Raw genomic sequence first — 25,167 nt, forward strand, 5'->3', positions numbered from 1 at the left:
CACATGGGAATTAAGATCATCCCGCAAATACAAATTTGCGGGATGATCTTTTTATACCATTTGGTAACTGGTGCTTCTCATCAAATAACTTACCCCATTTCATTCCGTTGTCCCGCAGTAGCGTCTTATTAACTGACACCCGTCAACCATCTATTCCTGATTCCATCCGGCAGTTGCTGTAGTTACCTTGACATCATCGGGGAAACACAATTATTCACTTAAACCCAACTGTCATGAAACAGGTAAATCTATCTGCAGGAAAGCATTCCATTGTTTTCCTATTGCTTCTCTCCATCCATTGCACCCTATCCGGCCAGGGCTTTTCGCCCGCTGCGCAGGCAAAACTTCAGGAGGTGCTGGATGAATTTCAAAACAATCCCGACAATCCCTATGTAGGTGGAATAGCAGCCGCCATCAAAGTTGATGGCCTGGCATTCTGGCAGGGTAGCACCGGCTATGCTGCCCGGAATGTAGATGCGCAGAATAATCTGCAACCTGGTGGAACTGCATTTACCACTGCCACACTTTCGCAGATTTACAGCGTCACCAAAACATTTACGTCGGCCCTGGTGCTGGAGCTGGCAAATGAAGGCAAACTCAATCTCGATGACCCGGTCAGCAACTTCCTTCCCCTGGCGCAGATCAATGCCGGACTCAATGCATCCGTAACTATTCGTCAATTACTTGCCCATGAAAGCGGTTATTCAGATTACACCGGTGAATTCCAGTTTCAACTGGCCATTGCCTTCCAGCCCCAACATATCTGGACACCCTTTGAGATCCTGTATTTTGTTCACCAGGTAAAACAGCCCGGCCTGGACAGAACTTATTCCAGCACCAATTATATTACCCTTGGAGCAATTGTAGAAATTGTTACCGGAAAATCACTGGAGCAACATTATCGGGAAAGATTTTTCACTCCGCTTCAATTGGGTTCCATGTACCTGGGTGTGAAAGAGCCACAGCCGGCAGGAACCTTACTGGCATCCCCACACGATAATATAAGCGCGTTCAATCCCATCTTCCAGCTGACGGGGCAGCCAACTTTCCCCAATGCATACACGAATATTTCAAGGTTCCCCATGACGGGAATTGTTTCCGCTGCATTTGCTGGCGGCGGTATAGTATCGAATATTGCGGACCTGGCAGAATGGGGGAATGCATTATTCAGCGGGAGGGCTACCAGTAAAGCCACGCTCGACCAGATGTTGAATTCCATTTCTCCGGTTGCTGATGATGAAGGAGATAAACTTGGCTATGGCATCTGGCAGAGTACCAAGATGAGTGCGGAAGAAAAATTCATCGGTCACGATGGCAATGCCCCGGGCTATCGTTCCGTGATGTTTTACCAGCCTGATAAAAAACTAACCCTGGTGATCCTTACCAATTATCATGGTGCAGATATCTATGCGCTGGCAAGAGCCTTATATGCTGCTGTGCCCGAATTTACCTGCGGCAATGACGGCAGGAAGGACGAAAAGATCAGGCTTTGCTTCAACGGCAATAATGTTTGTGTGGATCGTACAGCGGCTGATGAATTAGTGGCAAGAGGAGGCGTGCTTGGCAATTGTCCGGAGGTTCTAACCAAGGCAGTTAAGGAAGTACCGGCACAGGAAAGTAATTCAGGTTTCAGCATTTCACCCAACCCTGTAACAACAAGTTCCAGAATACATTTCAGGGTGGCAGAAAGAAGCCGTGTTGTGATGAAGATCTATAATTTATCAGGCCAGGCAATCGCAACAGTGGCCGATGGAATATATGCTCCCGGAATGCATACCATCAACTGGAATGGAAGGGATAATAATCAGCAGTACCTGCCGGCAGGAATTTATTTATGCCAGCTGCAAAATGGAAATAAAGTTGAGACCAAAAAGATCAGTGTTGTAAGGTAAATTAAAGCGAGAGCTTGCAATTTTATTGCAGGCTCTCTGCATTTTCAGGTGTTTATACGGTTTAATTATTCACCCAAAAAAGGGTAAATTTGAATAAATCCTCTATATGGACAGTTCAGCTTTACGTGATAAATTGCATCATTACATTGATGTTGCCGATGAGCAAAAGCTCCAGGCAATATATGTATTGCTGGAAAATGAAATTGATTGGAGCTATACTTCCGAAGATATTGCCTTACTACATCACAGAAGGCAACAACATTTACAAGGCCTGAGTAAATCGTTTACGATCGAAGAATCTCTTGAGGCCATACGTAAGCAAAAGGAATAGAATGGGATTTCAGGTTCTTATTAAGCAGGAAGCGCATGAAGATGCACTTGCTGCATATAACTACTACGAGGAGAAACAAGCTGGGTTAGGCGAAAGATTTTTGGAATCTCTTTTAAACAGATACCGGCAATTATCAGAAAATCCAATGGCAAATGGATTTATTGCAGAAGATCCTCTTGGTGTTCTTAGGGATGTTAGGCTAAAACGTTATCCCTATGTTGTTGTTTATGAAATTATAGACCAGGAAGTCATTGTGTATGCAGTTCATAATACTTACAGAAACCCCCAAAACAAACTTAGGAAAGTATAATTGCGATCTTACCTTTCTGACCAGTTTTCAGCTTTCGGAAAAAAAGTATAAATTATACACTTATTCCATCAAGCAAACAAACTGCCATTATGAGATCCGGATTACTATCCATCATTCTATTTGCATCACTATCTATAGTCTCCTGCCGCGATGAAGCGCCCGTTGTTCAAACTTCCCAATATGATACGGCCTATACCGCGCGCTTTGCTGATTCAGTCGGGAATGTTATCAAGCCCCAGCTCGAAGAAGGTCTCTCCATCAGTTTATGGGGAATAGATTCACTGGTGGTATCGCCTATAGCCATTGATATTGATGACCATGGAAGGCTCTATTACAATAAAACAAACCGCCAGGTAAATTCTGAGTTTGATATCAGGGCGCACCGCGACTGGGAGATCGCTTCCATCAGTCTGCAAACGGTGGAGGATAAACGAAAATTCCTCCGTACCGAACTCGCCCCGGAGAACAGTAGCAGGAATCAATGGCTTACCGATGTGAATGGTGACAGCTCCCGCGACTGGCGCGATATGACCGTAGAACGTGAAAATGTTTTCAGGCTCGAAGACATGAATGGTGATGGCGTGGCTGACCGCTCGCAGTTGGTGGTGGATGATTTCCATGATGAGGTAACCGATGTGGGTGGTGGCGTGCTGGCCGACGGTGATGATCTCTATGTGGCCGTGGCGCCGGATCTCTGGCGCATGCGCGACAAAAATGGTGATGGCATCGCCGATGAAAAAACATCTATCTCCACGGGTTATGGAATACATATAGGATTCAGCGGGCATGGGATGTCGGGCGTGGAAATGGGTCCGGATGGAAAGATCTACTGGCAGATCGGTGATATCGGATTTAACGGCCAGGGACCTGATGGACAGAAATGGGAATATCCCAACAGCGGCGTGATAGCGCGTTCCAATCCGGATGGAACGGATTTCGAAATATTTGCTGCGGGACTCAGAAACACACATGAATTTGCCTTTGATGAATATGGCAACCTGATCAGTGAAGACAATGATGGCGATCATGCAGGAGAGAAAGAAAGGCTGGTATATATCGTGAATGGTTCAGATGCGGGATGGCGATCGAACTGGCAGTATGGAAAATACAATGACCCGCTCAACAACAACTATAAAGTGTGGATGGATGAGAAAATGTACCTGCCAAGGTTTGAGGGACAGGCGGCCTATATCACGCCCTGCATCAGCAATTATGTTAGCGGTCCGGCGGGATTTGTATATAACCCAGGTACCGCAATGGGCCCTGCTTACAAGAATCATTTTTTTGTAGCCGAGTTTGTGGGCAATGCAGCGGGTTCGGGCGTGCATAGTTTTACACTTAAGCCAAAAGGCGCCAGTTTTGAATTGGGAGAAACAAAGAAGATCGCGGGAGGCATATTACCAACGGGATTGGATTTTGGTCCGGATGGCGCACTCTATGTGGCCGACTGGATCGACGGATGGGGGACAGGTGTATTTGGAAGGATATGGAAACTGGATGATAAGAGCGCAGCTGCATCAGCGGCGAGGAAGCTCACCAAAACCTTGCTTGCAGCAGATTTCAGTGATTATAAGGCAGAGCAGTTGGGCGAATTACTCGCCAATGAAGATATGCGTGTAAGGATGAAAGCGCAGTTTGAACTGGTGAAGAGAGGCAATAAATCGGTCAGAATATTTCAGCAGCACCTGCATCAGAAAGCAAAGCAACTGGCGAGGGTGCATGCCATCTGGGGCATCAGCCAGCTGGCAAGAAAAGATGCAGAGCAGGCAGCCATATTATTACCCTATTTAACTGATGCGGATGATGAGATCAGGGCACAGGTAGCCAAGTGGCTGGGTGATATCAGGTATAAGCCGGCAGGAGAAAAGTTGCTACCACTGTTGAAAGATTCGTTTAGTCGAGCCCGTTTCTTTGCTGCCGAAGCTCTGGGCCGGATCGCCTATGAGCCAGCCATCCAACCTATCATAGAAATGCTGAAAGCAAACAATGATGAGGATGCGTATTTAAGACATGCAGGCAGCCTGGCTTTATCACGTATCGGTAAGGCAGAACCGATCATTGCACTGGCAAAGGACAGCTCCCGTGCACTTCGTATAGCCGCGGTAGTTAGTCTGCGCAGGATGAGCAATCCAGGGGTAGCAAATTTCCTCTTTGATAAAGATGAGTTCATTGTAACAGAAGCAGCGAGGGCCATCAATGATGATCTATCCATTGAGGCGGCGCTGCCTGCCCTGGGTGATCTCCTGAATAAGACAAGTTTTAAAAACGAAGCGCTCACGCGGCGGATGATCAATGCCAACCTCCGGGTGGGAACAGAAGGGGCCTTGCAGAACCTGGTGAATTATGCTGCCGGCACGGCAAACCCGGCGCCCATGCGGATTGAAGCCATTGCGGCCATCGGTACCTGGGCCAGACCTTCGGTGCTTGATAGAGTTGATGGAAGGCTGAGGGGAAAGGTGGAAAGAGATTCGGTGCAGGTAAAACCAGTGGTGGAAAAAACGCTGATCAATTTGCTGGGGCAAACAGATGAACAGATAAAGATCGGAACCATCAAAGCCATTAGCAGACTCGGAATCAAAACAGCAGAGCCTAACCTGCTGGCATTGCTCAAAAAAGATCCCAAACCAACTGTAAGGAAAGCATCATTGGAAGCAATGGCCGATATGAAATATGCAGAGGTTGGATTGGCGATAAAGCAGGCACTGTCCGATAAAGAAAAGATGGTTCGCATCAGCGGCATAGATCTGTTAGGAAGAACAGAAATCCCGACTGCCATGATGGTGGAGATGCTGGCAGATGTTATTGATACAAAATCGGCGGAAGAAAAGCAGGCGGCGTTATTAACGCTTGGTAAGCTACCGGTGGGAGATACCAAAGCTGTATTTGATAAGCAGCTCGCGAAAATGGAAGCGGGGAAGTTGAGTCCGGAGGTATATATAGAATTATCAGAGGCCATCGACAGTTCGCATTCCGCGGTATTAAAAGACCGCTATGCTGCCATCAGCAAGAAGCTATCGCCTGATGAATTGATGGCATCCTATGCGGGTAGTCTGGTAGGCGGAAATGCGGAACATGGGGGAAGGATCTTCTTCAGGAGCCAGAGTGCCATGTGTATGAAATGCCATGCCTATGATGATTACGGCGGCAATGCGGGGCCGAAGTTAAACGGCATCGCCAGCAGGCTGAGCAGGGAGCAGTTATTGGAAGCACTGATCAAGCCAAGTGCGCGTATTGCTCCGGGTTATGGCGCGGTAACGCTTAAGCTGAAAGATAGCAGTTCCGTTTCGGGGATACTGATGGAGGAAAACGCGAAGAGCCTGGTGATAAAATCGGGAGAGGGCGGTAATATGACCATCGCGAAAGATAAGGTGGAAACCCGCACCAATGCTGCCTCGAGCATGCCAGAGTTAAGGTATGTGCTGAGTAAAAAAGAGATCCGTGACCTGGTGAGTTTCCTGTCGACGCTCAAAGAGGGTTAGCGTTTATGCATCAGATTTAGGATCGGCTTTACGGGCCTTTACGCGGATGATGCTGGTATCAGGTTTGGGTTTTTTGGGCTCATTGTATTTGGCAGCATCATCCCTTTCTTTTGCCAGTGCCGCGTCTTCTTCATCGAGGGAATCTACCCTGATTATCCGCATGGCATTGGCCCGCATGTTTAGGTCGCGGATCTCATCATTGCCCTGCATATGCCAGAGGCATATCATAAAGAATCTTGTATTCTTCGGGAGGGTGAAATTAAAATCGAATACCATATCCTTATCCGTGTAATGCAGCCATTCGCTATCCTGGCAGAAATGAACAGGCTTATCTATATTATACAGCCAGCAGATCAGGATCAGTTTCAACGAGTAGCTTTTATTGTGGTTTCTAAGCGCCTTCGTTTCAAAGGCATTTGCCCCCACGGAGATTTGCAGCTCTTTCTTTTTCTGGATGGCGGTGGTCAGTTTATGTGATCCCAATGCGCCAAGGGGATATCGTGGATGGATATCCATTTCTCTTAACCGCCTGATGAGGAGAAAAGGGTTATTCAGCGGTTCTTTGCGCATTTTTGATTGCGCCCGCTGATAAAAATCAGAAATTTTATAACGATCAAAATATTCCTTGATGATGCTGTTGAGGTCGGCCGCCAGGTTATTGACAAAAACGGTGCGTGAGATCTGCTTTTCAAAATCGGGGTGTACCGCCTGTGGGGAGGCAAATTTAGGGCGGCGTGGCTTTCTTTCCGGCAGTCCGAAAGAATCGAAATTTTTTTTTGCCATTTTGGGATATTTTGATTATATTGACAATCTCGGATTGAATATAATTAAAAAGCTTCACATGTTCGCTTCCTTCCCTGACAATTACCTGATTTTTTCCTGACAATCCCCTGATCTTCACCTGACTTTCCCTGACTTTACCTGACCTTTGCTGACTTTACCTGACTTACCCTGACTTCAGACCGCTTTAGGTTCTGATTTCCTCCGTCTTAACTTCGAACATTCTAAGGTAGGGAGTACAAAGGCGTTGAGAAGTTTTTTGAAGGCATAAAAGAAGGGTTTTTAAAGGCATTGAGGCAGCATTGGCGTTTGGAGTATCCCCTGCGTTGATCACAAAGAAAGCTGCAGTTGGGTGGAAGGCACCATCCTCGCCGGAACTGTCGCTTTGATATTTTCGGCGGTAGTGAAAGGTTCTGCCGCACTAAGACCCTCGGCCGCACAGATCCGGTAAACCGGCGTCTCCACATGCCGGGAAGCCACCACGATCTCAATCCCATCAGCCTGGGACTCAAAAAGCTCCTTCACCAACTCGGGACAATTATTATTCTGCGAAAGATGGGAAAGAAAAAGATGGCTCATAAAATCTGGCCGGCAAGCCAGGAAAAGCTCCATCGCCTGCTTATTGGAGAGATGTCCCAATCCACCCCGGATACGATTCTTCAAATGCCATGGATAACTGCTATTCTCCAGCATGGCCTCATCATAATTCGATTCGAGGAAGGCGGCGTGACAGTTACTGAAATGCCGGGTGAGTGAATCGCAGGGGCGGCCGATATCGGTGAATACCCCCACGCGTGTTCCGCCATGCTCAATAACAAAACTATAAGGGTCGGCGGCATCATGGTGTTTGCGGAAAGCATGGATCACCATCTTGCCGATGGCAACAGGACTGGCGTCACAGAAATCATTCACCAGTTCATGGGCGATGAATAATCGCCCGTTTTGCATGGTGCCCTTGTTGATGTAAACAGGAAGGGAGAACTTTTTAGAGAGGATCGTTAATCCCCTTATATGATCGGAATGTTCATGTGAAATGAAAATCGCGCGCACCTTATTGATGTCAAGTTCCGCGCGCTGCATGCGTTTGAGGATCTCCTTGCAGCTGATGCCGGCATCAACCAGGATGGCATCATCATCGTTGCCGATGTAGTAGCAGTTGCCGTTGCTTCCGGAATTAAGTGAACTAACGTAAAGTGACATGCAGGCTGAAAATTAAGCACGAAAGTACAGGAATGAAAGAGAATGCAAAAAGCAGGCGAGAAGCCTGCTTTTTTTTGAGTCTCTACATAAACTTATGCCGGAGTAAGTTCTTCTTTTTCGCTCCTTACATTCTTTAGTACCGGAGAAGCTTCCGCATCAATGATCACTTTGATGGCCTTTTCCTTACCAGCATCACCAAACACTTTATAAGCTTCCAGCATATCATCCAGTACAAAGTGGTGGGTGATCAGTTTATTAGGTTGCAACTTGCCGGAGCTGACCGTCTTCAGCAGCATGGGGGTAGTATTGGTACTTACCAGTCCGGTGGTGAGGGTGATATTACGAATCCACAGGTCCTGCAGTTGCAGATCAACGCTGTGCCCGTGAACCCCTATCACGGCAATATTACCACCCGGACGGATAATTTTCTGGCAGAAGTTAAAAGTATCGGGAATGCCCACGGCTTCAATAGCCACGTCTACTCCATCCCTGGTGGACGACATGATCTTTTCCACCACATTCTCTCTGGTGGAGTTGATGGTTTCGGTTGCCCCGAATTTTCTGGCCATATCGAGGCGGTTATCGTCGAGGTCGATCATGATAATACGGGAGGGAGAATAAAACTGGGCGGTGAGCAAAGCGGCCATCCCGATAGGACCCGATCCCACGATTGCGACTGTGTCGCCGGGTTTAACGCGTCCGTTTATGACACCGATCTCGTAACCGGTGGGCAGTATATCACTTAACATCACCAGGGCTTCTTCGTCGGAACCCTCAGGAATATGGTGCAGGCTATTGTCCGCATGGGGGATGCTGACGTATTCTGCCTGGGTTCCATTTATGAGGTGGCCCAGGATCCATCCGCCATCTTCGCAGTGGGCGTATAGGCCCCGCTTGCAATATTCGCAGGTGCCATCGGAGGTGATGCAGGAAATGATAACATGGTCACCTTTTTTAAAATTACGAACGGATGCACCCACTTCCTCCACAATACCCACCCCTTCGTGGCCCAGGATGGTGCCGGGTTTAACGGTTGGAACTTTACCTTTTATGATGCCGAGATCAGTACCGCAGATGGTTGTCTTCAGGATTCTGACAAGTGCGTCGGTTGGCTTGTTGATAACGGGAACAGGAACATCTTTGTATTCAATTTTACCGTCACCAAAATATACAAGCGCTTTCATTGTTTCTTTCATGATGAATTATTTATTAGCACTGTAATGATTTATTAACTCTTTAAGGTAGCGAAATGAATATGTCCGGCAGATGAGGGAAGTCAGGGAGGGAGATGATAGATTTCATTGTGAGCCTGGATTGCGAAAAAAGCACGAATTTAAAGGGATGAAAGAAGTTCAACGATTGAAGTTACGCATGCAGGAAATGTATGACGGCGAACCATGGCTCGATGTAAGTCTGCTGCCGGTATTGAGGCAGGTGCCGGCCTGTCTGGCGGCAAAGAAGCTCAGGCCCGACCGGAATTCGATCTGGGAGATCGTGAACCATCTCGCGGCATGGAAGGAGGCGGTGCTGCGCCGCTTAACGGTGGGAAAGGAAACCAGTCCCGAGCATAATTTTTTCCTTCCCGTAGAAAACAAATCCGATGCATCCTGGGAGGCATCGCTGAAGGCATTGGAGCAGGCGCACAAGAAGTGGATGATGTTTCTGGAAGGGATGGAGGATAAGGACCTCGACAAAATCTATTATGGCAATCGCAGCTGGCATTACCATATAGAGGGACTGATACAGCACGATGCTTATCATCTCGGGCAAATTGTTTTGTTAACAAAACTGATACCTGCCGATAACCAGATCTGACAAATTCATAAACCATAATTCTATTAATATGAGTAAGAAAATTTTAATGCTGACCGGAGATTTCGTGGAAGATTATGAGATGATGGTTCCTTTCCAGGCGCTGTTATCAGTGGGATTGGAAGTGCATGCTGTTTGTCCGGGTAAGAAAGCGGGCGAAAACATTGCGACCGCTATCCATGATTTCGTGGGATTTCAGACCTATGCCGAATTGAGGGGACATAATTTCACCCTCAACAAGAGTTTTGATGAAGTGAACCTCGATGATTATGATGGGCTCTATGTATGCGGGGGAAGGGCACCGGAGTATATAAGGCTGAATGAAAAAGTGCTGGACTATACAAGGCATTTTTTCGAGAAGAATAAACCCGTTGCTGCTATCTGTCATGGTTTACAAATACTGACTGCTGCCGGTGTTGTAAAAGGACGGACCCTCACGGCCTATGCGGCGGTGGGCCCCGAGGTAACGCTGGCCGGAGGAAACTATAAAGAGATCCCCGTTACGGATGCGATAACCGATGGTAATCTCACCACCTCACCCGCATGGCCAGGGCATCCTGCCATACTGCGGGAGTTCTATAAGTTGCTGGGGATAACCATTAGCGGAAACTAACCGGCACGAACAACCGCAATAGCGCAATTAATTTTTACTGTCGAGGATGACGGGCGTATTTCCTTTGCCCATGATGATCACTTTTGCATTTTGTGATTTAGCTATCTCCAGTTGAGCCTTGATGCCTTCGTATTGCAGTTGCCTGTCGGTCAGACTTTCACTGATGATACGCTGGTAGTCGGAGATACCCTGTGCCTCCACACGTTTGCGCTCGGCTTCCTGTCTTTCTTTCTGCAGCACGAACTGCATTTTCTGAGCATCCTGTTCGGCATTGATCTTTTGTTCGATGGTAGCCTTTACCGATTGAGGGAGGGTGATATTGCGCACCAGCAGGTTTTCGAGCAGCAGACCTCTTTTCTTGAAATCCGTTTCGATGGTCTTGAAGATCCTTTGCTGGAATTCATCACGCTTGGTGGAGTAGAGGGCGACGGCATCATAATAGACGGCGTTGTCGCGGATACGCGTGCGCGTTATAGGGCGGACGATCTTGTCTTCATAGTCGGCCCCGGTTTCCTGCAGCAGCATGGGAGCATCAACAGGAATGACGCGATAAAGCACGGAGAGATCGATGGTCACTTCAAGACCATCGGCAGTGAGCACACGGATGGCATCATCGCCGGGCTTCTGCGCTTCGTCCTGGATGCCGCTCATGGTATAGTTGAGGGTCTTGACATCGAGCCTTTCAATTTCAAGGAGCGGATTGATAAAATGGAGACCGCTGGTGAGAACATCCTTCTGCACTTTACCGAAAAGTTTTTTGACGCCAATTTGTCCCACGTCAATCTGGATGATACAGGCCGTGATGATGCCGATGGCGAAAAGTCCGAGGGCAATGGACCTGAGAGTACCGGCAAAGCGACGGATAGGTTCTTCCGATTTAGCGATGCCGAAGGAGGCGAGGAAGAGGATGACTCCGATAATTATAAGTGTCATAGTGCATGAATTTAATTTTATATTTTCATTTCGAAATTATAATATGAAAAGATCAATAGGGGCCAGTCTGGCCATCATGATGTTCCTGCAATATTTTACCTGGAGTGCCTGGTATGTAACGATGGGCACTTATATGAAAAGCAATCTGGGATCATCGGATGTGCAGATTGGTGCGGCCTTTAGTGCGCTGGCCATCGCCACGATGATATCCCCCTTTTTTGTGGGCATGGTGGCCGACAGGTTTTTTGCTGCGCAGCGTATCATGGGGGTGCTGCACCTGGTGGGGGCGGCGCTGTTGGTACTGGCCACGCAGGTGAGTGGCAATACTGCGTTTTATTGGGTGATACTGGTGTATTCGCTGATGTATATGCCCACCATTGCGCTGAGTAATAATGTTGCCTTTACGCAGATGACGGATCCGGGAAAACAGTTTCCCTGGATCAGGGTATTTGGAACGGTGGGATGGATCGTGGCGGGGCTGCTGGTAGGCAATCTCGGCATTGAGAAAAGCGCCAATACATTTTTTTTAGCGGCACTGTGTTCGGCGGCGTTGGGACTCTATAGTTTTTCCCTTCCCGATACGCCGGCCAGGGGAAAAGGTGTTGCGGTAAGTGGCGCGCGGGCGTTGGGCAGTGATGCCTTTGTATTGTTCAGGGATAAGCCTTACCTGGTATTCTTTATAGCGGCGGTGCTGGTATGTATTCCGCTGGCCTTTTATTATGGATTTGCGAATCCGTTTCTGAATGAGATCGGCATGACCAATTCGGCGGGTAAGATGATATTGGGGCAGGTATCGGAGGGACTGTTTATACTGGCGATACCGTTTCTGATCAACCGGATCGGGGTGAAGTATATGCTGATGATCGGCATCATTGCGTGGATCGTGAGGTATGTATTATTTGCCTATGGCTATGGCGATCCCAATAGCTGGATGTTGTATACCGGCATTATACTACACGGCGTCTGTTATGATTTCTTTTTTGTGACGGGTTATATGTATTCGGAGAAGAAGGCTGGGGAGAAGATCAAGAATTCGGCGCAGGGCTTGTTTACGTTTGCTACCTATGGGTTGGGCATGTTTATAGGAACCTGGTTTTCGGGATTTGTGGCATCCTACTACCAGCAGGGCGAGGGACATGACTGGAGGAGTATCTGGCTGGTGCCGGCGGCGATTGCTTTTGCGGTGCTGGTCTATTTCCTGCTCTTTTTCAGGGAGAAGAAAGTTCCCGATGCTGTTGCGGTGGAGGAAGTTTAAGCTGCTTTCGCCATGCATAATAAGGAAAACATATACCGGGCATTTCTGCAATTGATAAGGGAGAAGGTTTTGAATCTTCAGACCATATTGGGCGACCTGCGCGAGAGTGCGAGTAATGAAACCAAGAGTACGGCCGGCGATAAACATGAGACGGCTTTGGCGATGCTGCAGATAGAGCAGGAAAATACGAGGAGGCAGTTGGCTGACGCAATGGAGCAGTTGGGGGTGATGGAGAAGCTGGATTATGGGCATGGGGGAGAGAGGGTGGGGAAGGGGAGTTTGGTAGGGACGGATAGGGGGATGTTTTTACTGGCTGCGGCGGTGGGGAAGATTAAGGTTCCGGGAAACAGAATTAATGAGGGATCAAAGATTGCCGAGGAAACAAAGTTTGGCACTAGCTCAAAGATAGAAGAGGAAGCAAAGTTTAAGGAAGGATCATATGTTGCCGTGCAAACCATCATCTCGATTTCACCTCAATCTCCCTTGGGCAAGGCTTTGACGGGTAAAAGAGTTGGCGATAAAGTAGAAGTTAACAAGTTGGAGTACAGGATAATATCAGTAGAATAGAGAGGTTAAAAGGGTTTCAGATTTTTTTTGGATGAATGGGCTGAAACCCTACCTTTGCAACCTCTTAGAAGGAGACCAACAACTGCTTCTGGGGTCCGGGAAGTAGCGCAGGCCGGTAGCGCACCTGGTTTGGGACCAGGGGGTCGCAGGTTCGAATCCTGTCTTCCCGACATAAAAAAAGCTTGACACATAACGTGTTAGGCTTTTTTCGTATTAGGTAGTGAAGACAATAAGTGACCCAAATACACCTTAAATGGGTCACGAATGGGTCACAAAAATTTAAAGGGTACTGTAAGCATTACAAACTACAAAGAGCGCGTTCGATTGCGATGGCGGTATCTGAACAAGCGCTATTCACTATGCAGTGGTCCATACAATTCCGTAAATCTGTTGCAGGCCCGAAAGCTTGCTATTCAAATCGAACAAGACATGGCTGTCCAAGCATTTGATCCTACTTTAAAAAAATACAAGCCTGTCGCTGTACTTTCTTCTAAGCCTTTATCGAAATCTTTACCAACATTATTTATTGAATGGGTAACAAACATTAGAAACAGAGATGTTGAAGCCAGTGTGGATTATAGCCTAACGCTACGCATGCTGCAACATTGGGGCGTTTTTTTAATAAGTGAAATTGTAGCCAGGCTTTCAATAGAAAAGATTAGCCCAAAGACCTACAAAACCCGCTTACGGTTATTGAAATCATTCTTTTCTTGGTTAGTTCGAAATAAGGTAGTTGATAATAATCCATTAGAGGACGTACGACCGCGCAAACAGACCAGAGAAATTAAACCCAATCGGAAACCTTTCACTCTTGATAAAATGCGTAAAATTCTGGAAGCTCTGGAGAACGATACGTTTTTACCCCAATGTTCGCGTTATAAGCATTCAACTTACTACCCCTTTGTTTTTTTTATTTTCCAAATGGGTGTACGTCCAGCGGAAGCCGTAGGGCTACGTGTTGAACACATCAAACTGGAATCAAACACCGTAGAAATAAAGGAAACATTAGCTCGTACGATCAATGGTTCTCATTCTGGAGTCAGGATCAGGAAAGAAACTAAGAATGGGAAGCAACGTTTCCTTCCTTTGGATGGCAAACTGAAAGGTATATTGGCATCTCTGATAAAAGATAAAGCTAACGATGCGCTGGTATTCACTTCACCCATGGGGAAGGCCATTGATGATCGGATGTTCCAGAGAAGAGTTTTTCGAAAAGTTCTTGAAGGATTGCAGATAGAGTACCGCGTTCTTTATGCGAGCAGACATAGCTTTGGTAGCCGATGTATAGAAGCTGGCTTAACACCAGTAATGACAGCATTTCTAATGGGAAATAATCCAGAGACAGCACTAAGAAATTACGTTCATTAAATCAGTTTGCCCGCAAATCTGCCTCAACTATGATATTGTAATGCGGTAATACAGATGCTTACATAACAAATCCATCTTGAAAATATTTTTCTAAAAAAGCTTGTTGATGTCATTCCCGTTTGATACTATTGTAAGGGAGCCTGGAATTATTTGTTCGATCTATCCACAGCTATTCTGGTCATTCGACTGGCGCTGAGTAACATCTTCTTCTCCAGGTTTACCTATAATAAATTGCTGTGCATAAAAATGGAGGCAAAGCAAAAGGCGTAGCAGTCGTTTACAGCTGCAAACAATCTCATTATGAGAACAAAAATTACGAAGCTGACTCGGTCAGCTAATGAAGGAGTATGCCTGTACCAAGTGTTAGTGTATAGGCGGCTTGCTAGTAAAAAGAACCTGGTGAAAATTGACGACGACGTTAATTATGCAAGCGTAATCGTCGAAATCAATGATCCCATCATTCACATTCGCGAGTATGAGTATTTATTTATAATCAAGGCAACGCTAAATGATTATAAACTCCATAACAGTACAATTAGAGAGAATCAGTTAGTATCCAACCTAAAATTCTCTTTCAAGGGTTGCGAGAGCCGTGTAAAAGTTAAAGAATATTTAGTTGCTCAGATTTCTGAGAAAACTTTTGTGCCGCAAATAAATGCTGATCATAATAATCGAGCTAGCAATAAAACTGGACTAGAATCCAGGTTCGTCAAAAAGATAGACAATGACCACATTGAAATTTAAGGCTAAGGAAATCACACGTTTTGAACTAAAAAAGACTGATCGAGCTATTGAAATCATTATAGCTTCCAGAGATCAAATTGATCTATTTGAAGCATTAAGGAGAACAGGATTTTTTCTTGAAAATCTTGCGAAGAGTAAAATTAGTTTCATGGATATGTTCTTAGCAAATAGACCATGTATACCGAAAGGCTGGTTCGTTATTGGCGATGAACTCCATTAATCGACTCTACCTTACGATGATGTCTCAGGGCTACAAAATGCCATTGAAGGGAAAACGTGGATTCAGGATTAGACCAGATATACAAATTGAAAAAGCCTTCGACAACTACTTGATCTTGACCCGCGCCTCAAATAGCGCGGAGTTGCAGGCAGGTAATATTTGTTTACCAAAATTTTCTTTTATAATAACTGGTATTACCCTGATTTTATAAATATTATTATTACTGTTCTTATTAGTGGCATGGTATACGTTAGTATTGAAGCTATTCCCGCTTGAACATTGACAAATTCTAACCAGGATGCACACCTTTTTCGGCCTGGAAAATCACTTTTTAAGAAACAGCAGAGAATAAAATTACAAGCTTAAAGAAATTAAAAATGCGCACAAATAAGAAAATACCTAGCGATAAAGCCTTTATCCAAATGAGCCTTTTGTTATTGCAATCATCAGCATTCACACATGCTGAAAAATTTATAATTTCTTATATAATAAGCGGGCAAAGGCCAGGTACCGTATGCTTTGAATCTAATAGTAATTTAAGCGCAAAGCTAAATATGGGTATGACGACAATTAAGGAAGCTTTATTCAAATTTGATGAAATAGGCATACTTAAAAAGTTCACTAAAACCACCCTGGACGATTACGGTAAACCGCACACCTACAGAAAACTTAGAATTGATAAAGATGTTTTGGCAGGTATTCTCAACAAATCAGAGGTGAAACGTAAGGCACAGACCATTGCCAATCATCTTGCCAAAACAGAAAAAATAAGAACGAGAAAGAAAAGTCGGAATCAAAACACTTCCGTTGAACAATTAGATTCTGTGGTTGTAGAAGAAAAAAACGTTAACCAAGGAAGATGCTGACATCAAGCTACGAGCTTGGGTAAAATGGAGAGAAACTGAAGGAAAAGTAACGAAATCCAAAGATTACAAAACAATTGAGTCTAATATCCTTCTTACTTTGGATGATTTCCTCCCAACATGTGGCTGGGGTGAAGCATTACAGCCCTACCTAATGGATTTTATAAATGAAAATCTATTGATTAAAGCACCCCGAAAATTATCCGAAGAAACCTGGCAAGCATGCACGTTGGCAAAGGATTTAGGGGCACTTGGTGCAACACATAGTACTTTGTTCAATTTCTGATCAGTTTTCTCAATTGATCCAAGTTGGCTAAGGTACTGGTAAAAGATGGCCAAATTAGATATATTGCGAGCTAATAATAAGTGTTGTAGAAATGCCAAAACTTGACCTCCAAACCCTGGAAAGCTGGCTCTGGGATAGTGCTAATATCCTACGAGGTTCCATTGATAGCTCAGACTTTAAAAACTACATATTTGGACTGCTTTTCCTCAAGCGTGCCAACGACGTTTTTGAGGAAGAGGTCCAGACCCTTATCAGCCGGGACGGCCTTAGCCGTCCCGATGCTGAAGAGGAAACCTACTTTTTTATCCCCAAAGAAGCCCGCTGGGAAGAAATAAAGAAGCATACGGAAAATATTGGTGTTGCGCTGGATAAAGCCTTCGCTGCCATTGAAAGAGAAAACACCAGTTTAGAAGGTGTACTCTCCACCACCAAATTCGGTGACAAGGAGAAGCTCAGCGACGATGTATTGCAAAGGTTGTTACGTCACTTCAACCAATATTCCCTTAAAAACCAGGACCTGTATACCCCAGATCTCCTGGGTGATGCTTACGAATACCTTATCAAACAGTTTGCTGATGATTCAGGCAAGAAGGGCGGAGAATTCTATTCTCCCCGTGGTGTTGTAACCACTATCGTTCGACTGATCAAACCCCAGGTGGGTCAAAAGGTGTATGATCCCACATTTGGATCTGGCGGTATGCTCATTGAGTCAGCCAAGTACGTTTCTGAACTACCTGGTGGGAAGGTCGGTAACAACGTAAACATTTCTCTTTATGGCCAGGAAAAGAATATTGGAACCTGGGCCATCGGTAAGATGAACATGATCTTACACAATTACAATGATGCGGATCTTCGCAAAGGTGATACCCTGGTAAATCCCCAACATAAAGATGACCGAAACGATTTGATGTTGTTTGACCGCGTGATCGCCAATCCTCCATTTTCTATGGATGCCTGGTGGACACCCGCGGAAGTTAGCCAGGAAACAAAGTTGGATGCCAGCGGAAAAGAAAAAAAGATCACACCCAATTACAGCAAGGTAGTGGTAGATAAATTCGGAAGATTCCAGTACGGCATTCCTCCTCGTGGCTATGCTGATCTGGCTTTTCTCCAGCACATGATCGCTGTTTTGAAACAGGACGGCAAAGCTGGCGTAGTACTACCGCATGGTACGCTATTTCGAAGTGGTGCAGAAGGAACCATTCGGGAGAAGCTATTGAAAGAGGATCTGGTGGAGGGAATTGTGGGACTTCCGCCAGCCTTATTCTATAACACTGGTATTCCCGCCAGCATCTGGATCATCAATAAGAGTAAACCCAAGCATCTTAAGAACAAAGTTATTATCGTGGATGCCAGCGGAGAATACAAAGAAGGAAAGAACCAGAATGAATTGCTGGAGCCGCATATCAAAAAAATCGTGGAAGCCTATGATCATTTTGCACTGGAAACGGCACATGATGGCGTAAGCGAAAAGTTTGCACGGCTGGTGGATGTAAAAGAAATCACAGACAACGACTACAACCTGAATATATCACGTTACATTGACGCCAGTGAGCGGGAAGCAGAGATTCACCTGCATCATGTAAAGGCGGAGCTAGAGAAGTTGGAAGAAAGGGAAAGAGAGATTGATGAAAGATTGGCTACATTTTTAAATGAGCTGGGAATATGAGTGGAGAATATAAAGTAACCCCAATAGGCGATATTCCTAAAGATTGGAATGTTTGTCATGTGGAAGATTTTCTGCTTGACAAAAAAGGCGCTATGAAAATTGGTCCATTTGGTAGCCAACTTAAAAAAGATTCGATGGTACCAGATGGAATAAAGGTGTATGGTCAGGAGAATATTTTTGCTAAAGACATGTCTTTCGGTGACAGATTTATATCTCACGATCACTTTGAGCGCCTTAAAACCTGTGAATTGTTTCCAGGGGATTTCATCATATCAATGATGGGTACAATTGGAAAATGTATGGTTGTACCTAAGGGAATAAGAAAAGGAATAATGGACTCACACCTTCTTCGCCTTCAGTTAAACGAAGAGAAAATGTTAACCGATTTTTTGACTCAGCTGTTTTCGTCTCCTTTGGTGCTTGACCAAGTAAAAAAATTAGCCGTTGGTGGGATCATGGACGGTTTAAGTTCTGGGATAGTTAAGAAGATTCTTTTCGTATGTCCTCCACCAGATGAACAAGAAAAAAGCGCCGAAATCCTCTTCACTGTTGATGAAAAGATCGAAGTTATCGAAGAGCAGATTGCACAAACCACGGAGCTGAAGAAAGGGCTGATGCAAAGGCTGCTCATCAAAGGTATTGGTCATACGCATTTCAAAGAATCTCCGTTGGGGGAGATACCTGAGAGCTGGCAACCTGTTATTTTAGATGACATTGCAGACGTAAAAAGGGGCCTTGCATCCCAGCATTTACTCTATGTGGATAGTCCTGCAGATGGAGTGAGACTGATTCGGATTAATGACTTTAAGAGATATGATCCAAAATACATAAAAGAAACTCCTGAAACCCAAAAGTTAACCCTCCAAACAAATGATATTTTGATTGCTGGCACAGGAGCGACTGCTGGAATTACAACCTATATTACAGAGGAGTGGCATGGCTTACCATTCAGTTACAATGCGCCAAGAATTAGGGTAAACGGTGAAGTAATACCGAGATATTTGTTCTACTATTTAAACAGTAGTGTTGTAATTGATCAGCAACAAAAACTATTTACAGGTAACGCACAGCCATTTTTGGACACAAGAGCAATAAGCAACTTCAAAATTGGTTTACCTCCAATGGAAGAACAAAGGAAAATTGCATCCATTCTTACGGAAGTCGACCACAAAATCTCAATACTTCAAGACAAAAAAATCCTCTATGTAAATTTGAAGAAAGGTCTCATGCAAAAACTTTTGACAGGAAAACTTCGTGTAAACCACCTAATTGAAAGCGAGGTCCTTGCATGAGCCAGTCAGACAAATACGACAACCTACTTGAGCTTAACCAAGAAGCTTACCAAAGGCTTCTAAAGGTCACTGACGATAATACTACTGTTCATGAATTGATCGATGGGCCAAACTGGTACCAGTTAACCTATGATCTTTTTAGAAGTTCGCCCCTTGACAGCTTTGAGGATTTTCTGCGCATCATTGCCTACACTTACTCCTGGATGCCCACCATCCCGACTGTAAAAGTCAATTACATTTTAGACAAGGAAGAGCTATTGGAAAGGCTAAGGTCCTTACGAAAAGGAGACTTTTATTTGCTGCCAGACTTATTAAAGCAATTGATTCCCGTTATCAATAACAGCCTAGTTGGTGTTTCTAAAGTCCTTCACTTTATAGCGTCCGATCACGTTCCTATCATTGACCGAAATGTCCTGAGTGGCTGGACCTTCTTTTTCTCCTCAGAGTACCCCAATCTGAGCGTTCCTAAGATGCCACATTATAAAACGGCCCTGAACCAAAAACATATTCCTCAATACCTGGAGTACCGAACGGTGCTAAATAAATGGGCTGTAAACTGTGATACGTCAGTAAGCATGCGGGAGCTGGAATCTGCACTTTTCTACCTGGGGAGGACTGTTACGCTTGACAAATTTAAAGTCTATCAACCTGCTTTATGAGCCATTCACCCGAATACCTTCATAGCGAACTACCTGCCATTGAGCTGTTCCAGAGGCTGGGTTACGAGTATTATGATGGCTGTCTAACTGACGAACGTAGCGACATTACGGAAGTGGTGTTAAAGGATCGATTGATGAGTGCCATTACCCGAATCAATCCCTGGATCAGCACTGTTAATCTGCAAAAAGCATTTGACAAGATCACCAGCATCCAGGGAGCATCGTTAATGGAAATAAACCAGCAGATCTGGGAGTTACTTCGTGGTGCAACTTATTCGGTTAAACAGGTTGTAAATGGCAAAGAAGAATTTATACCTGTTTCATTCATCGATTATCAAAATCCAGACAACAATGATTTCCTGGTGGTGAACCAGCTTCGTTGTCACGGACGTACGCTGAACTCCATACCTGACATCATTGTTTTTGTAAATGGCTTGCCTCTTGCAGTTATTGAGTGCAAGGCCCCAGGTGCACAAAACGCTTTTGATAAAGCTTATAGTGATCTTCGATTTTACGAATCGAATTCTGAAAAGCTTTTCCACTTCAACCAGATCATGGCTGGCATCTACGGTGTTGGCGGCAAATATGGCTGTATAAATGCCCCACAGGCGTTTTATTCAGTTTTCAAAACCAAAAAGGGAGAAGTTCCAGCAGAAATTAAAACTGAGCAGGATAAACTTATTTACAGCCTATTTAAGAAGGATTATTTGCTTGAGCTGATTCGCCATTTTGTGATCTTTGAACTAGAAGAGGGTCGCACCATTAAGAAGCTTCCCCGCTACCAACAAATAAGGGCTACAAATAAAACGATTGAGAAACTTCAGCAGGGTGAAGGTGGTGTTGTCTGGCATACCCAAGGCAGCGGGAAAAGTATCACAATGGCTTATGTTACCCGTAAACTTCAGGCTCCTGAATTTGGGTTTAATAATCCCACGGTGCTGATTCTAACTGATAGAAAAGACCTGGACCAGCAGATCACTGGCACTTTCCGCAACATAGGTTTTAAAAATGTAAGCCAGGCAACATCGGTTAAGCACCTGGATAAACTTTTGCGGAATGATTACGGCGGGATCATTACTACAACCCTTCAAAAGTTTCAGGAAACAGAAGCTGAAGCAACGGCTGGCGAAGAAGACCAAACAGCGCAGGATGAACACGAAAACCTATTGATTGAAAAGTCCATCAAGGATCGTGTTCTTACTAAGATTACTAAGCTTTTAGTAGATAATAAATGGGTAGAACGAGATAGGGAAGAAATTGTATTGGAGGAACTCTCCAGTAAAGAGAACTTATATGTTTTGGTGGATGAAGCGCATCGATCCCAGTATGGATTTCTGGCTTCCTTCATGCGAACGGTGCTTCCCCACGCCAAGTTTGTCGCCTTTACTGGAACACCACTATCCAAGGAAGAAAAGTCAACGCTGGCCGAGTTTTATGGTGGGGAGTACCTGGATGTATACACCATCAAAGAATCAGTTGCGGACGGCGCTACCGTTGAACTTTTGTATGATGAGGGTATTGCGAAGCTCGATGTCAAAAAGAAAGAACTGGATGCCGAGTTCGAAGCAAAATTTGGTCATGAGTCGGATGAAAAGAAAAACCTTCTAAAGCATAAAGCACTTAAGAAATATCAGCTATCAACAGAGAGGCTGACAGATATTTCAAAACATTTATTAAAGCACTTTTCCGAAAAGATCCATCCAAATGGACATAAAGCATTACTGGTTACTGATGGAAGATTTGCCGCCATTAGGTATAAGCAAATAATCGAACAGCTTAAACACGAAGGGTTACACGACTTTGAAATAAAGGTTGTGGTGAGCATCGGTTCACCCAAGAGTGATGATATAGCCAGGGAATATTATGAGACGGTGACCTGGAATAAGGAGCACCCAGAAGATCGAAAGCCCATTTGGGTTGTGGCACCAGAAGACATCAAGGCAACTACCGACGATTTTAAACTTCCATATGGTGATCCCAACGAGCGCGAGAAATCGGGAAAGAAAAAATATGATAATACCGCCATCCTGATTGTGTCGGACATGCTACTAACAGGTTATGATGTTCCTGTTGCATCCTGTCTCTACCTGGATAAACCACTAAAAGAGCACAATTTACTTCAGGCAATTGCGAGGGTAAACCGAAGTGGTAAAGGAAAACAAGCTGGGTACATCATGGATTACTACGGTATCACCGAATACCTGATCCAGGCCCTGGAGATCTTTAGTGGAGATCTTAAGCGAAGCGATATTGTAAAAGACATCACAGAAGAATATCCCAGGCTGGAGCATAACCACACCAAGCTGGTTGATTTTTTCAAACCCATAAAGCTGGATCGGAAATACCAACGTGACCAGTTTATGGAAGAAGCTGTGTTATACATCGAACCCCAGGACCTTCGTGATAAGTTCAAAGAGCTGCTTAAAGATTTCAATAAGTCCATTGCCATTGTGCTTCCCAATACAAAGGCTATGAAGTTCCTGTATGACTTTAGGCTATTCAATGAGATCAGGCTAAGGGCAAGGAACGCGTATCCTGATGATGAAGAACTGAGAGTGACTAAAGAAGAAAGCCAACTTCTCCAGGAGATCATTGATGAACACCTGAAATCGCAAGGTGTAGAAAACCTGCTCAAAGAACCTGTGTCCATCATTGATCGGGAGAAGTTCAGGGAAGAAATCAAAAATGCAGCTCCTGCCACCCGGGAGTTGAAAATGCGCAATAATCTGAAGCATGTGATCAAAGTGGGTCTGGACAAGAATCCTGACTTTTACAAGCCCCTGGCTGAACGCCTGGAAGAACTGCTCAAGTTGGATAAACAAAAGCGGATCACGCAAACCGAACTACTCAAGGCTTATGCTGACATACAGGACGACATTGCAGACCATCAAGCCGAGGGTGAACAAAAAGGTTTTGTTACAGAGTGCCAACGAGCCGTGTATGACTCAATGAAGATCGTTTTTGATGGTGATGCTGAAGATGCCACCAGAACCTTGTTTGATTTAATTGCAGGAGAACTGGGGATTGTTGGTTGGGAGGAAAAGAGCATGGTTCAGAAAGACATTGAGAATAAGTTAACAAGGTTTTTGAAAACCAAAATGGAACGTTCAGCCGCTAAGGTGAAGGCGCAGGAATTAATAGATGTATTAAAAAGAAATAAAGATGCGTAGTGTGAGGTATGGTTCCAGGTTGATCCAATACTCTATCCAACCCAGGGAGGGGCTTAAGTCGCATTATATAAGCGTTGAGCGGCATTCTGGGGTGGTGTTGAAAGGGAAACATGTTTCCGATACCGCTGCCGACAAAATGATCCTCAAAAAAGCCAAATGGATCCTGGATAAACTGGATGTTGTCGGTACCGTGAATGAAGGTGATATTGTCACTGGTTCCAGGCTACCTTACCTGGGGAAAACGTATTACGTTCAAATTCTGGTTGACAGGAAAATAGAAACCCCTCTGGTTCAATTCAATTATTCCAGGTTTACCATTACTGTCAAATCCCTTGATGGAAACCAGAAAGAAATTCAGTTGGCCCTACAAAAATTTTATAAAGAAAAAGCCACAGAGAAAATTATACCCAGGGTTGAAAAACTCACTTCAAAAACAGGATTACGGTGTCACGGTGTCCAACTTCGCAAAATGACCCGTCGCTGGGGAAGCTGCACTGCCAGGAATAAGATCTTATTGAACACTGATGCCATCAAGCTTCCGTTTTCGCTTATTGACTATCTCATTATTCATGAACTGGTACACACAAAAGTGAAAGATCATTCTAAGTTGTTCTGGAAGGAGCTGTCCAAGCATGTAAGAAACTGGAAGACGCTTGATGAAAAGATGAAAGTGATGAAGCTCTAACCGCAATTTTGGACGTTTCCTTGATTGGTGTTAGGTTTATTTTTATGCAATTGATACTTGTACCTAATATCTTCTATGAAGTGGTAACCGAAAGCTGCGAAGGACAGATTTTTTCAGAATTTTTCACTTTGCCAAATCTTATTGAAAGTCGTGAAGCAGCGATTAACAAGTTCTTAGAATTAGTCCTGGAAGAACCGAAAGCAGATGAAACATTTGTTACACTTTACCTGCGTTACCTAAAGACTGGTGAAAGGTTAGAATTACTCAATACTGCAACTTACGAGCATCCTGGAGAAACGCTAAAAGCCCTGGAGCGAGAGCTGTTCCTTTTTCAGAAGGAGAACCTCGCTACGAACGTAGCTATTTTCAATCACGAAAAATTCAATCATATAATCATCTTATTCCCCCGCTTCAAAAATTCTTATCTTCTGGTTAATCCTTCTACCTCCGTTCTAATTGCTTCTATGTATTGGGTGTTTTTAAAGAAAAAAAAAGAGCGTTTTCTGGTAGAATGAAGGCTTATTTGATGGAGTGAATTGATTGAAATTACCGAGACGGGGCAATTTGCGATCAATAAACTTTTCTCTTTACCAGCTTCTATTTTACCGAGATTGACACAATAAATATTAGACATAAAGAGAAGAATAACATTAAATAATTCACAGGCACACCGTAACCCCCCGTTACCCCTGGCCTGCCGGGAGGCAGGCCCAGTATATCAATGTACTATTTGAACACAAGAAGATTTCCATGTCAGCAATTTTCAACTATCAATGATCGGTATATAGCCATCAATCTTTTCCCCATTTTCCTGACTATTTATTAGAAAACAATGGGAATTACAAAAACAGAATTTTACGAGGACAATGTAAACTACCTGGCGTCAGTGTTTGATATACTTGGTCATCCAGCACGACTAACAATCCTATTTTATTTAAAGGAACATGGATCTGCCACTATCGGTGAGCTAACTAATGCAATACCACTTGCCCAATCTACAATCAGTGAACATATCAAGGTGGATATTACGGTCAAAGTT

General features: G+C 44.6%; 22 protein-coding genes and 1 tRNA gene. 19 read left to right on the top strand and 4 right to left on the bottom strand.

The annotated features are described in order from the left end of the window. The first annotated feature begins 233 nt into the window (after window positions 1-233). The 4 genes from HY58_RS03270 to HY58_RS03285 all read left to right on the top strand — a co-directional run bounded on the left by HY58_RS03270 (window position 234) and on the right by HY58_RS03285 (window position 6,012). Window positions 234-1,892, top strand: coding sequence for a serine hydrolase (locus HY58_RS03270; RefSeq protein WP_039127502.1), 1,659 nt, complete (start codon window positions 234-236; stop codon window positions 1,890-1,892). Window positions 1,893-1,998: 106 nt separating this feature from the next. After that, window positions 1,999-2,223 (top strand): hypothetical protein, encoded by a 225-nt coding sequence (locus tag HY58_RS03275; RefSeq protein WP_039127506.1) that lies wholly within the window; start codon window positions 1,999-2,001, stop codon window positions 2,221-2,223. A gap of 1 nt (window position 2,224) precedes the next feature. Beyond that, window positions 2,225-2,533 carry a type II toxin-antitoxin system RelE/ParE family toxin gene (locus HY58_RS03280; protein WP_039127508.1) on the top strand — a complete coding sequence of 103 codons (309 nt, stop codon included), beginning with the start codon at window positions 2,225-2,227 and terminating at the stop codon, window positions 2,531-2,533. An 89-nt stretch (window positions 2,534-2,622) separates the two neighbouring features. Then, a complete protein-coding gene (locus tag HY58_RS03285; protein WP_039127510.1) occupies window positions 2,623-6,012 on the top strand; it encodes a HEAT repeat domain-containing protein in 3,390 nt (1,129 codons plus the stop codon). Between the two features lie 3 nt (window positions 6,013-6,015). Here HY58_RS03285 and HY58_RS03290 read toward each other — a convergent pair whose 3' ends face one another. From HY58_RS03290 to HY58_RS03300, 3 genes are all read right to left on the bottom strand, one after another. Beyond that, window positions 6,016-6,795 (bottom strand): hypothetical protein, encoded by a 780-nt coding sequence (locus HY58_RS03290; protein ID WP_039127513.1) that lies wholly within the window; start codon window positions 6,793-6,795, stop codon window positions 6,016-6,018. A gap of 327 nt (window positions 6,796-7,122) precedes the next feature. After that, window positions 7,123-7,992, bottom strand: a complete 870-nt coding sequence (locus tag HY58_RS03295) for an MBL fold metallo-hydrolase (protein WP_039127516.1) — start codon at window positions 7,990-7,992, stop codon at window positions 7,123-7,125. Between the two features lie 92 nt (window positions 7,993-8,084). Beyond that, window positions 8,085-9,188: a zinc-dependent alcohol dehydrogenase family protein gene (locus HY58_RS03300; RefSeq protein ID WP_253271492.1), complete on the bottom strand. Its 1,104-nt coding sequence runs from the start codon at window positions 9,186-9,188 to the stop codon at window positions 8,085-8,087. A gap of 145 nt (window positions 9,189-9,333) precedes the next feature. Between HY58_RS03300 and HY58_RS03305 the strand changes: the two genes are divergently transcribed. Next, window positions 9,334-9,807: a DinB family protein gene (locus tag HY58_RS03305; protein ID WP_039127521.1), complete on the top strand. Its 474-nt coding sequence runs from the start codon at window positions 9,334-9,336 to the stop codon at window positions 9,805-9,807. 28 nt (window positions 9,808-9,835) lie between these two features. Continuing rightward, on the top strand, window positions 9,836-10,417 hold the full coding sequence (locus HY58_RS03310; protein ID WP_039127524.1) for a DJ-1/PfpI family protein: 582 nt from the start codon (window positions 9,836-9,838) through the stop codon (window positions 10,415-10,417). A gap of 27 nt (window positions 10,418-10,444) precedes the next feature. Here the strand turns inward: HY58_RS03310 and HY58_RS03315 are convergent, their stop codons facing one another. After that, window positions 10,445-11,350, bottom strand: coding sequence for a prohibitin family protein (locus HY58_RS03315; RefSeq protein WP_039127527.1), 906 nt, complete (start codon window positions 11,348-11,350; stop codon window positions 10,445-10,447). 43 nt (window positions 11,351-11,393) lie between these two features. Here HY58_RS03315 and HY58_RS03320 point away from each other — a divergent pair, with 43 nt between their 5' ends. From HY58_RS03320 to HY58_RS03390, 13 genes are all read left to right on the top strand, one after another. Continuing rightward, the gene (locus tag HY58_RS03320) at window positions 11,394-12,605 is read left to right on the top strand and encodes a nucleoside permease (protein WP_039127530.1); all 1,212 of its coding nucleotides are present in this window, start codon (window positions 11,394-11,396) and stop codon (window positions 12,603-12,605) included. A 12-nt stretch (window positions 12,606-12,617) separates the two neighbouring features. Next, window positions 12,618-13,172 (top strand): GreA/GreB family elongation factor, encoded by a 555-nt coding sequence (locus HY58_RS03325; RefSeq protein ID WP_039127533.1) that lies wholly within the window; start codon window positions 12,618-12,620, stop codon window positions 13,170-13,172. 96 nt (window positions 13,173-13,268) lie between these two features. Further along, window positions 13,269-13,342 (top strand) — tRNA-Pro (locus HY58_RS03330). A gap of 94 nt (window positions 13,343-13,436) precedes the next feature. Next, window positions 13,437-14,540, top strand: a complete 1,104-nt coding sequence (gene xerC, locus HY58_RS03335) for a tyrosine recombinase XerC (RefSeq protein WP_082022034.1) — start codon at window positions 13,437-13,439, stop codon at window positions 14,538-14,540. Between the two features lie 724 nt (window positions 14,541-15,264). After that, on the top strand, window positions 15,265-15,504 hold the full coding sequence (locus tag HY58_RS03345; RefSeq protein WP_039127544.1) for a hypothetical protein: 240 nt from the start codon (window positions 15,265-15,267) through the stop codon (window positions 15,502-15,504). 377 nt (window positions 15,505-15,881) lie between these two features. Continuing rightward, window positions 15,882-16,370 carry a hypothetical protein gene (locus HY58_RS03350; RefSeq protein WP_039127548.1) on the top strand — a complete coding sequence of 163 codons (489 nt, stop codon included), beginning with the start codon at window positions 15,882-15,884 and terminating at the stop codon, window positions 16,368-16,370. Window positions 16,371-16,744: 374 nt separating this feature from the next. Further along, window positions 16,745-18,322: a class I SAM-dependent DNA methyltransferase gene (locus tag HY58_RS03360; RefSeq protein WP_039127554.1), complete on the top strand. Its 1,578-nt coding sequence runs from the start codon at window positions 16,745-16,747 to the stop codon at window positions 18,320-18,322. Further along, on the top strand, window positions 18,319-19,614 hold the full coding sequence (locus HY58_RS03365) for a restriction endonuclease subunit S (protein WP_039127557.1): 1,296 nt from the start codon (window positions 18,319-18,321) through the stop codon (window positions 19,612-19,614). The genes HY58_RS03360 and HY58_RS03365 overlap by 4 nt, the downstream gene beginning before the upstream one ends. After that, a complete protein-coding gene (locus HY58_RS18695; protein WP_052323803.1) occupies window positions 19,611-20,273 on the top strand; it encodes a hypothetical protein in 663 nt (220 codons plus the stop codon). Before HY58_RS03365 ends, HY58_RS18695 begins: the two co-directional genes overlap by 4 nt. After that, a complete protein-coding gene (locus tag HY58_RS03375) occupies window positions 20,270-23,443 on the top strand; it encodes a type I restriction endonuclease subunit R (RefSeq protein ID WP_039127561.1) in 3,174 nt (1,057 codons plus the stop codon). Before HY58_RS18695 ends, HY58_RS03375 begins: the two co-directional genes overlap by 4 nt. Then, window positions 23,436-24,128, top strand: coding sequence for a M48 family metallopeptidase (locus HY58_RS03380; RefSeq protein ID WP_039127564.1), 693 nt, complete (start codon window positions 23,436-23,438; stop codon window positions 24,126-24,128). The genes HY58_RS03375 and HY58_RS03380 overlap by 8 nt, the downstream gene beginning before the upstream one ends. 8 nt (window positions 24,129-24,136) lie before the next feature. Then, the gene (locus HY58_RS03385) at window positions 24,137-24,643 is read left to right on the top strand and encodes a hypothetical protein (protein WP_172644589.1); all 507 of its coding nucleotides are present in this window, start codon (window positions 24,137-24,139) and stop codon (window positions 24,641-24,643) included. 317 nt (window positions 24,644-24,960) lie between these two features. Continuing rightward, on the top strand, window positions 24,961-25,167 hold a 207-nt coding region (locus tag HY58_RS03390), incomplete at its 3' end, for a helix-turn-helix transcriptional regulator (protein WP_039127570.1).

Source organism: Flavihumibacter sp. ZG627 (genome assembly GCF_000814325.1).
Classification (GTDB): Bacteria; Bacteroidota; Bacteroidia; order Chitinophagales; family Chitinophagaceae; genus Flavihumibacter.

Bases quoted from the DNA above. Each gene is read 5' to 3' on its own strand.
- HY58_RS03310 (WP_039127524.1), top strand. From the start codon at position 9,836: ATGAGTAAGAAAATTTTAATGCTGACCGGAGATTTCGTGGAAGATTAT.
- xerC (WP_082022034.1), top strand. From the start codon at position 13,437: ATGGGTCACAAAAATTTAAAGGGTACTGTAAGCATTACAAACTACAAA.
- HY58_RS18695 (WP_052323803.1), top strand. From the start codon at position 19,611: ATGAGCCAGTCAGACAAATACGACAACCTACTTGAGCTTAACCAAGAA.
- HY58_RS03365 (WP_039127557.1), top strand. From the start codon at position 18,319: ATGAGTGGAGAATATAAAGTAACCCCAATAGGCGATATTCCTAAAGAT.
- HY58_RS03275 (WP_039127506.1), top strand. From the start codon at position 1,999: ATGGACAGTTCAGCTTTACGTGATAAATTGCATCATTACATTGATGTT.
- HY58_RS03320 (WP_039127530.1), top strand. From the start codon at position 11,394: ATGAAAAGATCAATAGGGGCCAGTCTGGCCATCATGATGTTCCTGCAA.
- HY58_RS03315 (WP_039127527.1), bottom strand. From the start codon at position 11,350: ATGACACTTATAATTATCGGAGTCATCCTCTTCCTCGCCTCCTTCGGC.
- HY58_RS03325 (WP_039127533.1), top strand. From the start codon at position 12,618: ATGCATAATAAGGAAAACATATACCGGGCATTTCTGCAATTGATAAGG.
- HY58_RS03295 (WP_039127516.1), bottom strand. From the start codon at position 7,992: ATGTCACTTTACGTTAGTTCACTTAATTCCGGAAGCAACGGCAACTGC.
- HY58_RS03345 (WP_039127544.1), top strand. From the start codon at position 15,265: ATGACCACATTGAAATTTAAGGCTAAGGAAATCACACGTTTTGAACTA.
- HY58_RS03305 (WP_039127521.1), top strand. From the start codon at position 9,334: ATGAAAGAAGTTCAACGATTGAAGTTACGCATGCAGGAAATGTATGAC.
- HY58_RS03290 (WP_039127513.1), bottom strand. From the start codon at position 6,795: ATGGCAAAAAAAAATTTCGATTCTTTCGGACTGCCGGAAAGAAAGCCA.
- HY58_RS03360 (WP_039127554.1), top strand. From the start codon at position 16,745: ATGCCAAAACTTGACCTCCAAACCCTGGAAAGCTGGCTCTGGGATAGT.
- HY58_RS03375 (WP_039127561.1), top strand. From the start codon at position 20,270: ATGAGCCATTCACCCGAATACCTTCATAGCGAACTACCTGCCATTGAG.
- HY58_RS03285 (WP_039127510.1), top strand. From the start codon at position 2,623: ATGAGATCCGGATTACTATCCATCATTCTATTTGCATCACTATCTATA.
- HY58_RS03280 (WP_039127508.1), top strand. From the start codon at position 2,225: ATGGGATTTCAGGTTCTTATTAAGCAGGAAGCGCATGAAGATGCACTT.
- HY58_RS03300 (WP_253271492.1), bottom strand. From the start codon at position 9,188: ATGAAAGAAACAATGAAAGCGCTTGTATATTTTGGTGACGGTAAAATT.
- HY58_RS03380 (WP_039127564.1), top strand. From the start codon at position 23,436: ATGCGTAGTGTGAGGTATGGTTCCAGGTTGATCCAATACTCTATCCAA.
- HY58_RS03270 (WP_039127502.1), top strand. From the start codon at position 234: ATGAAACAGGTAAATCTATCTGCAGGAAAGCATTCCATTGTTTTCCTA.
- HY58_RS03350 (WP_039127548.1), top strand. From the start codon at position 15,882: ATGCGCACAAATAAGAAAATACCTAGCGATAAAGCCTTTATCCAAATG.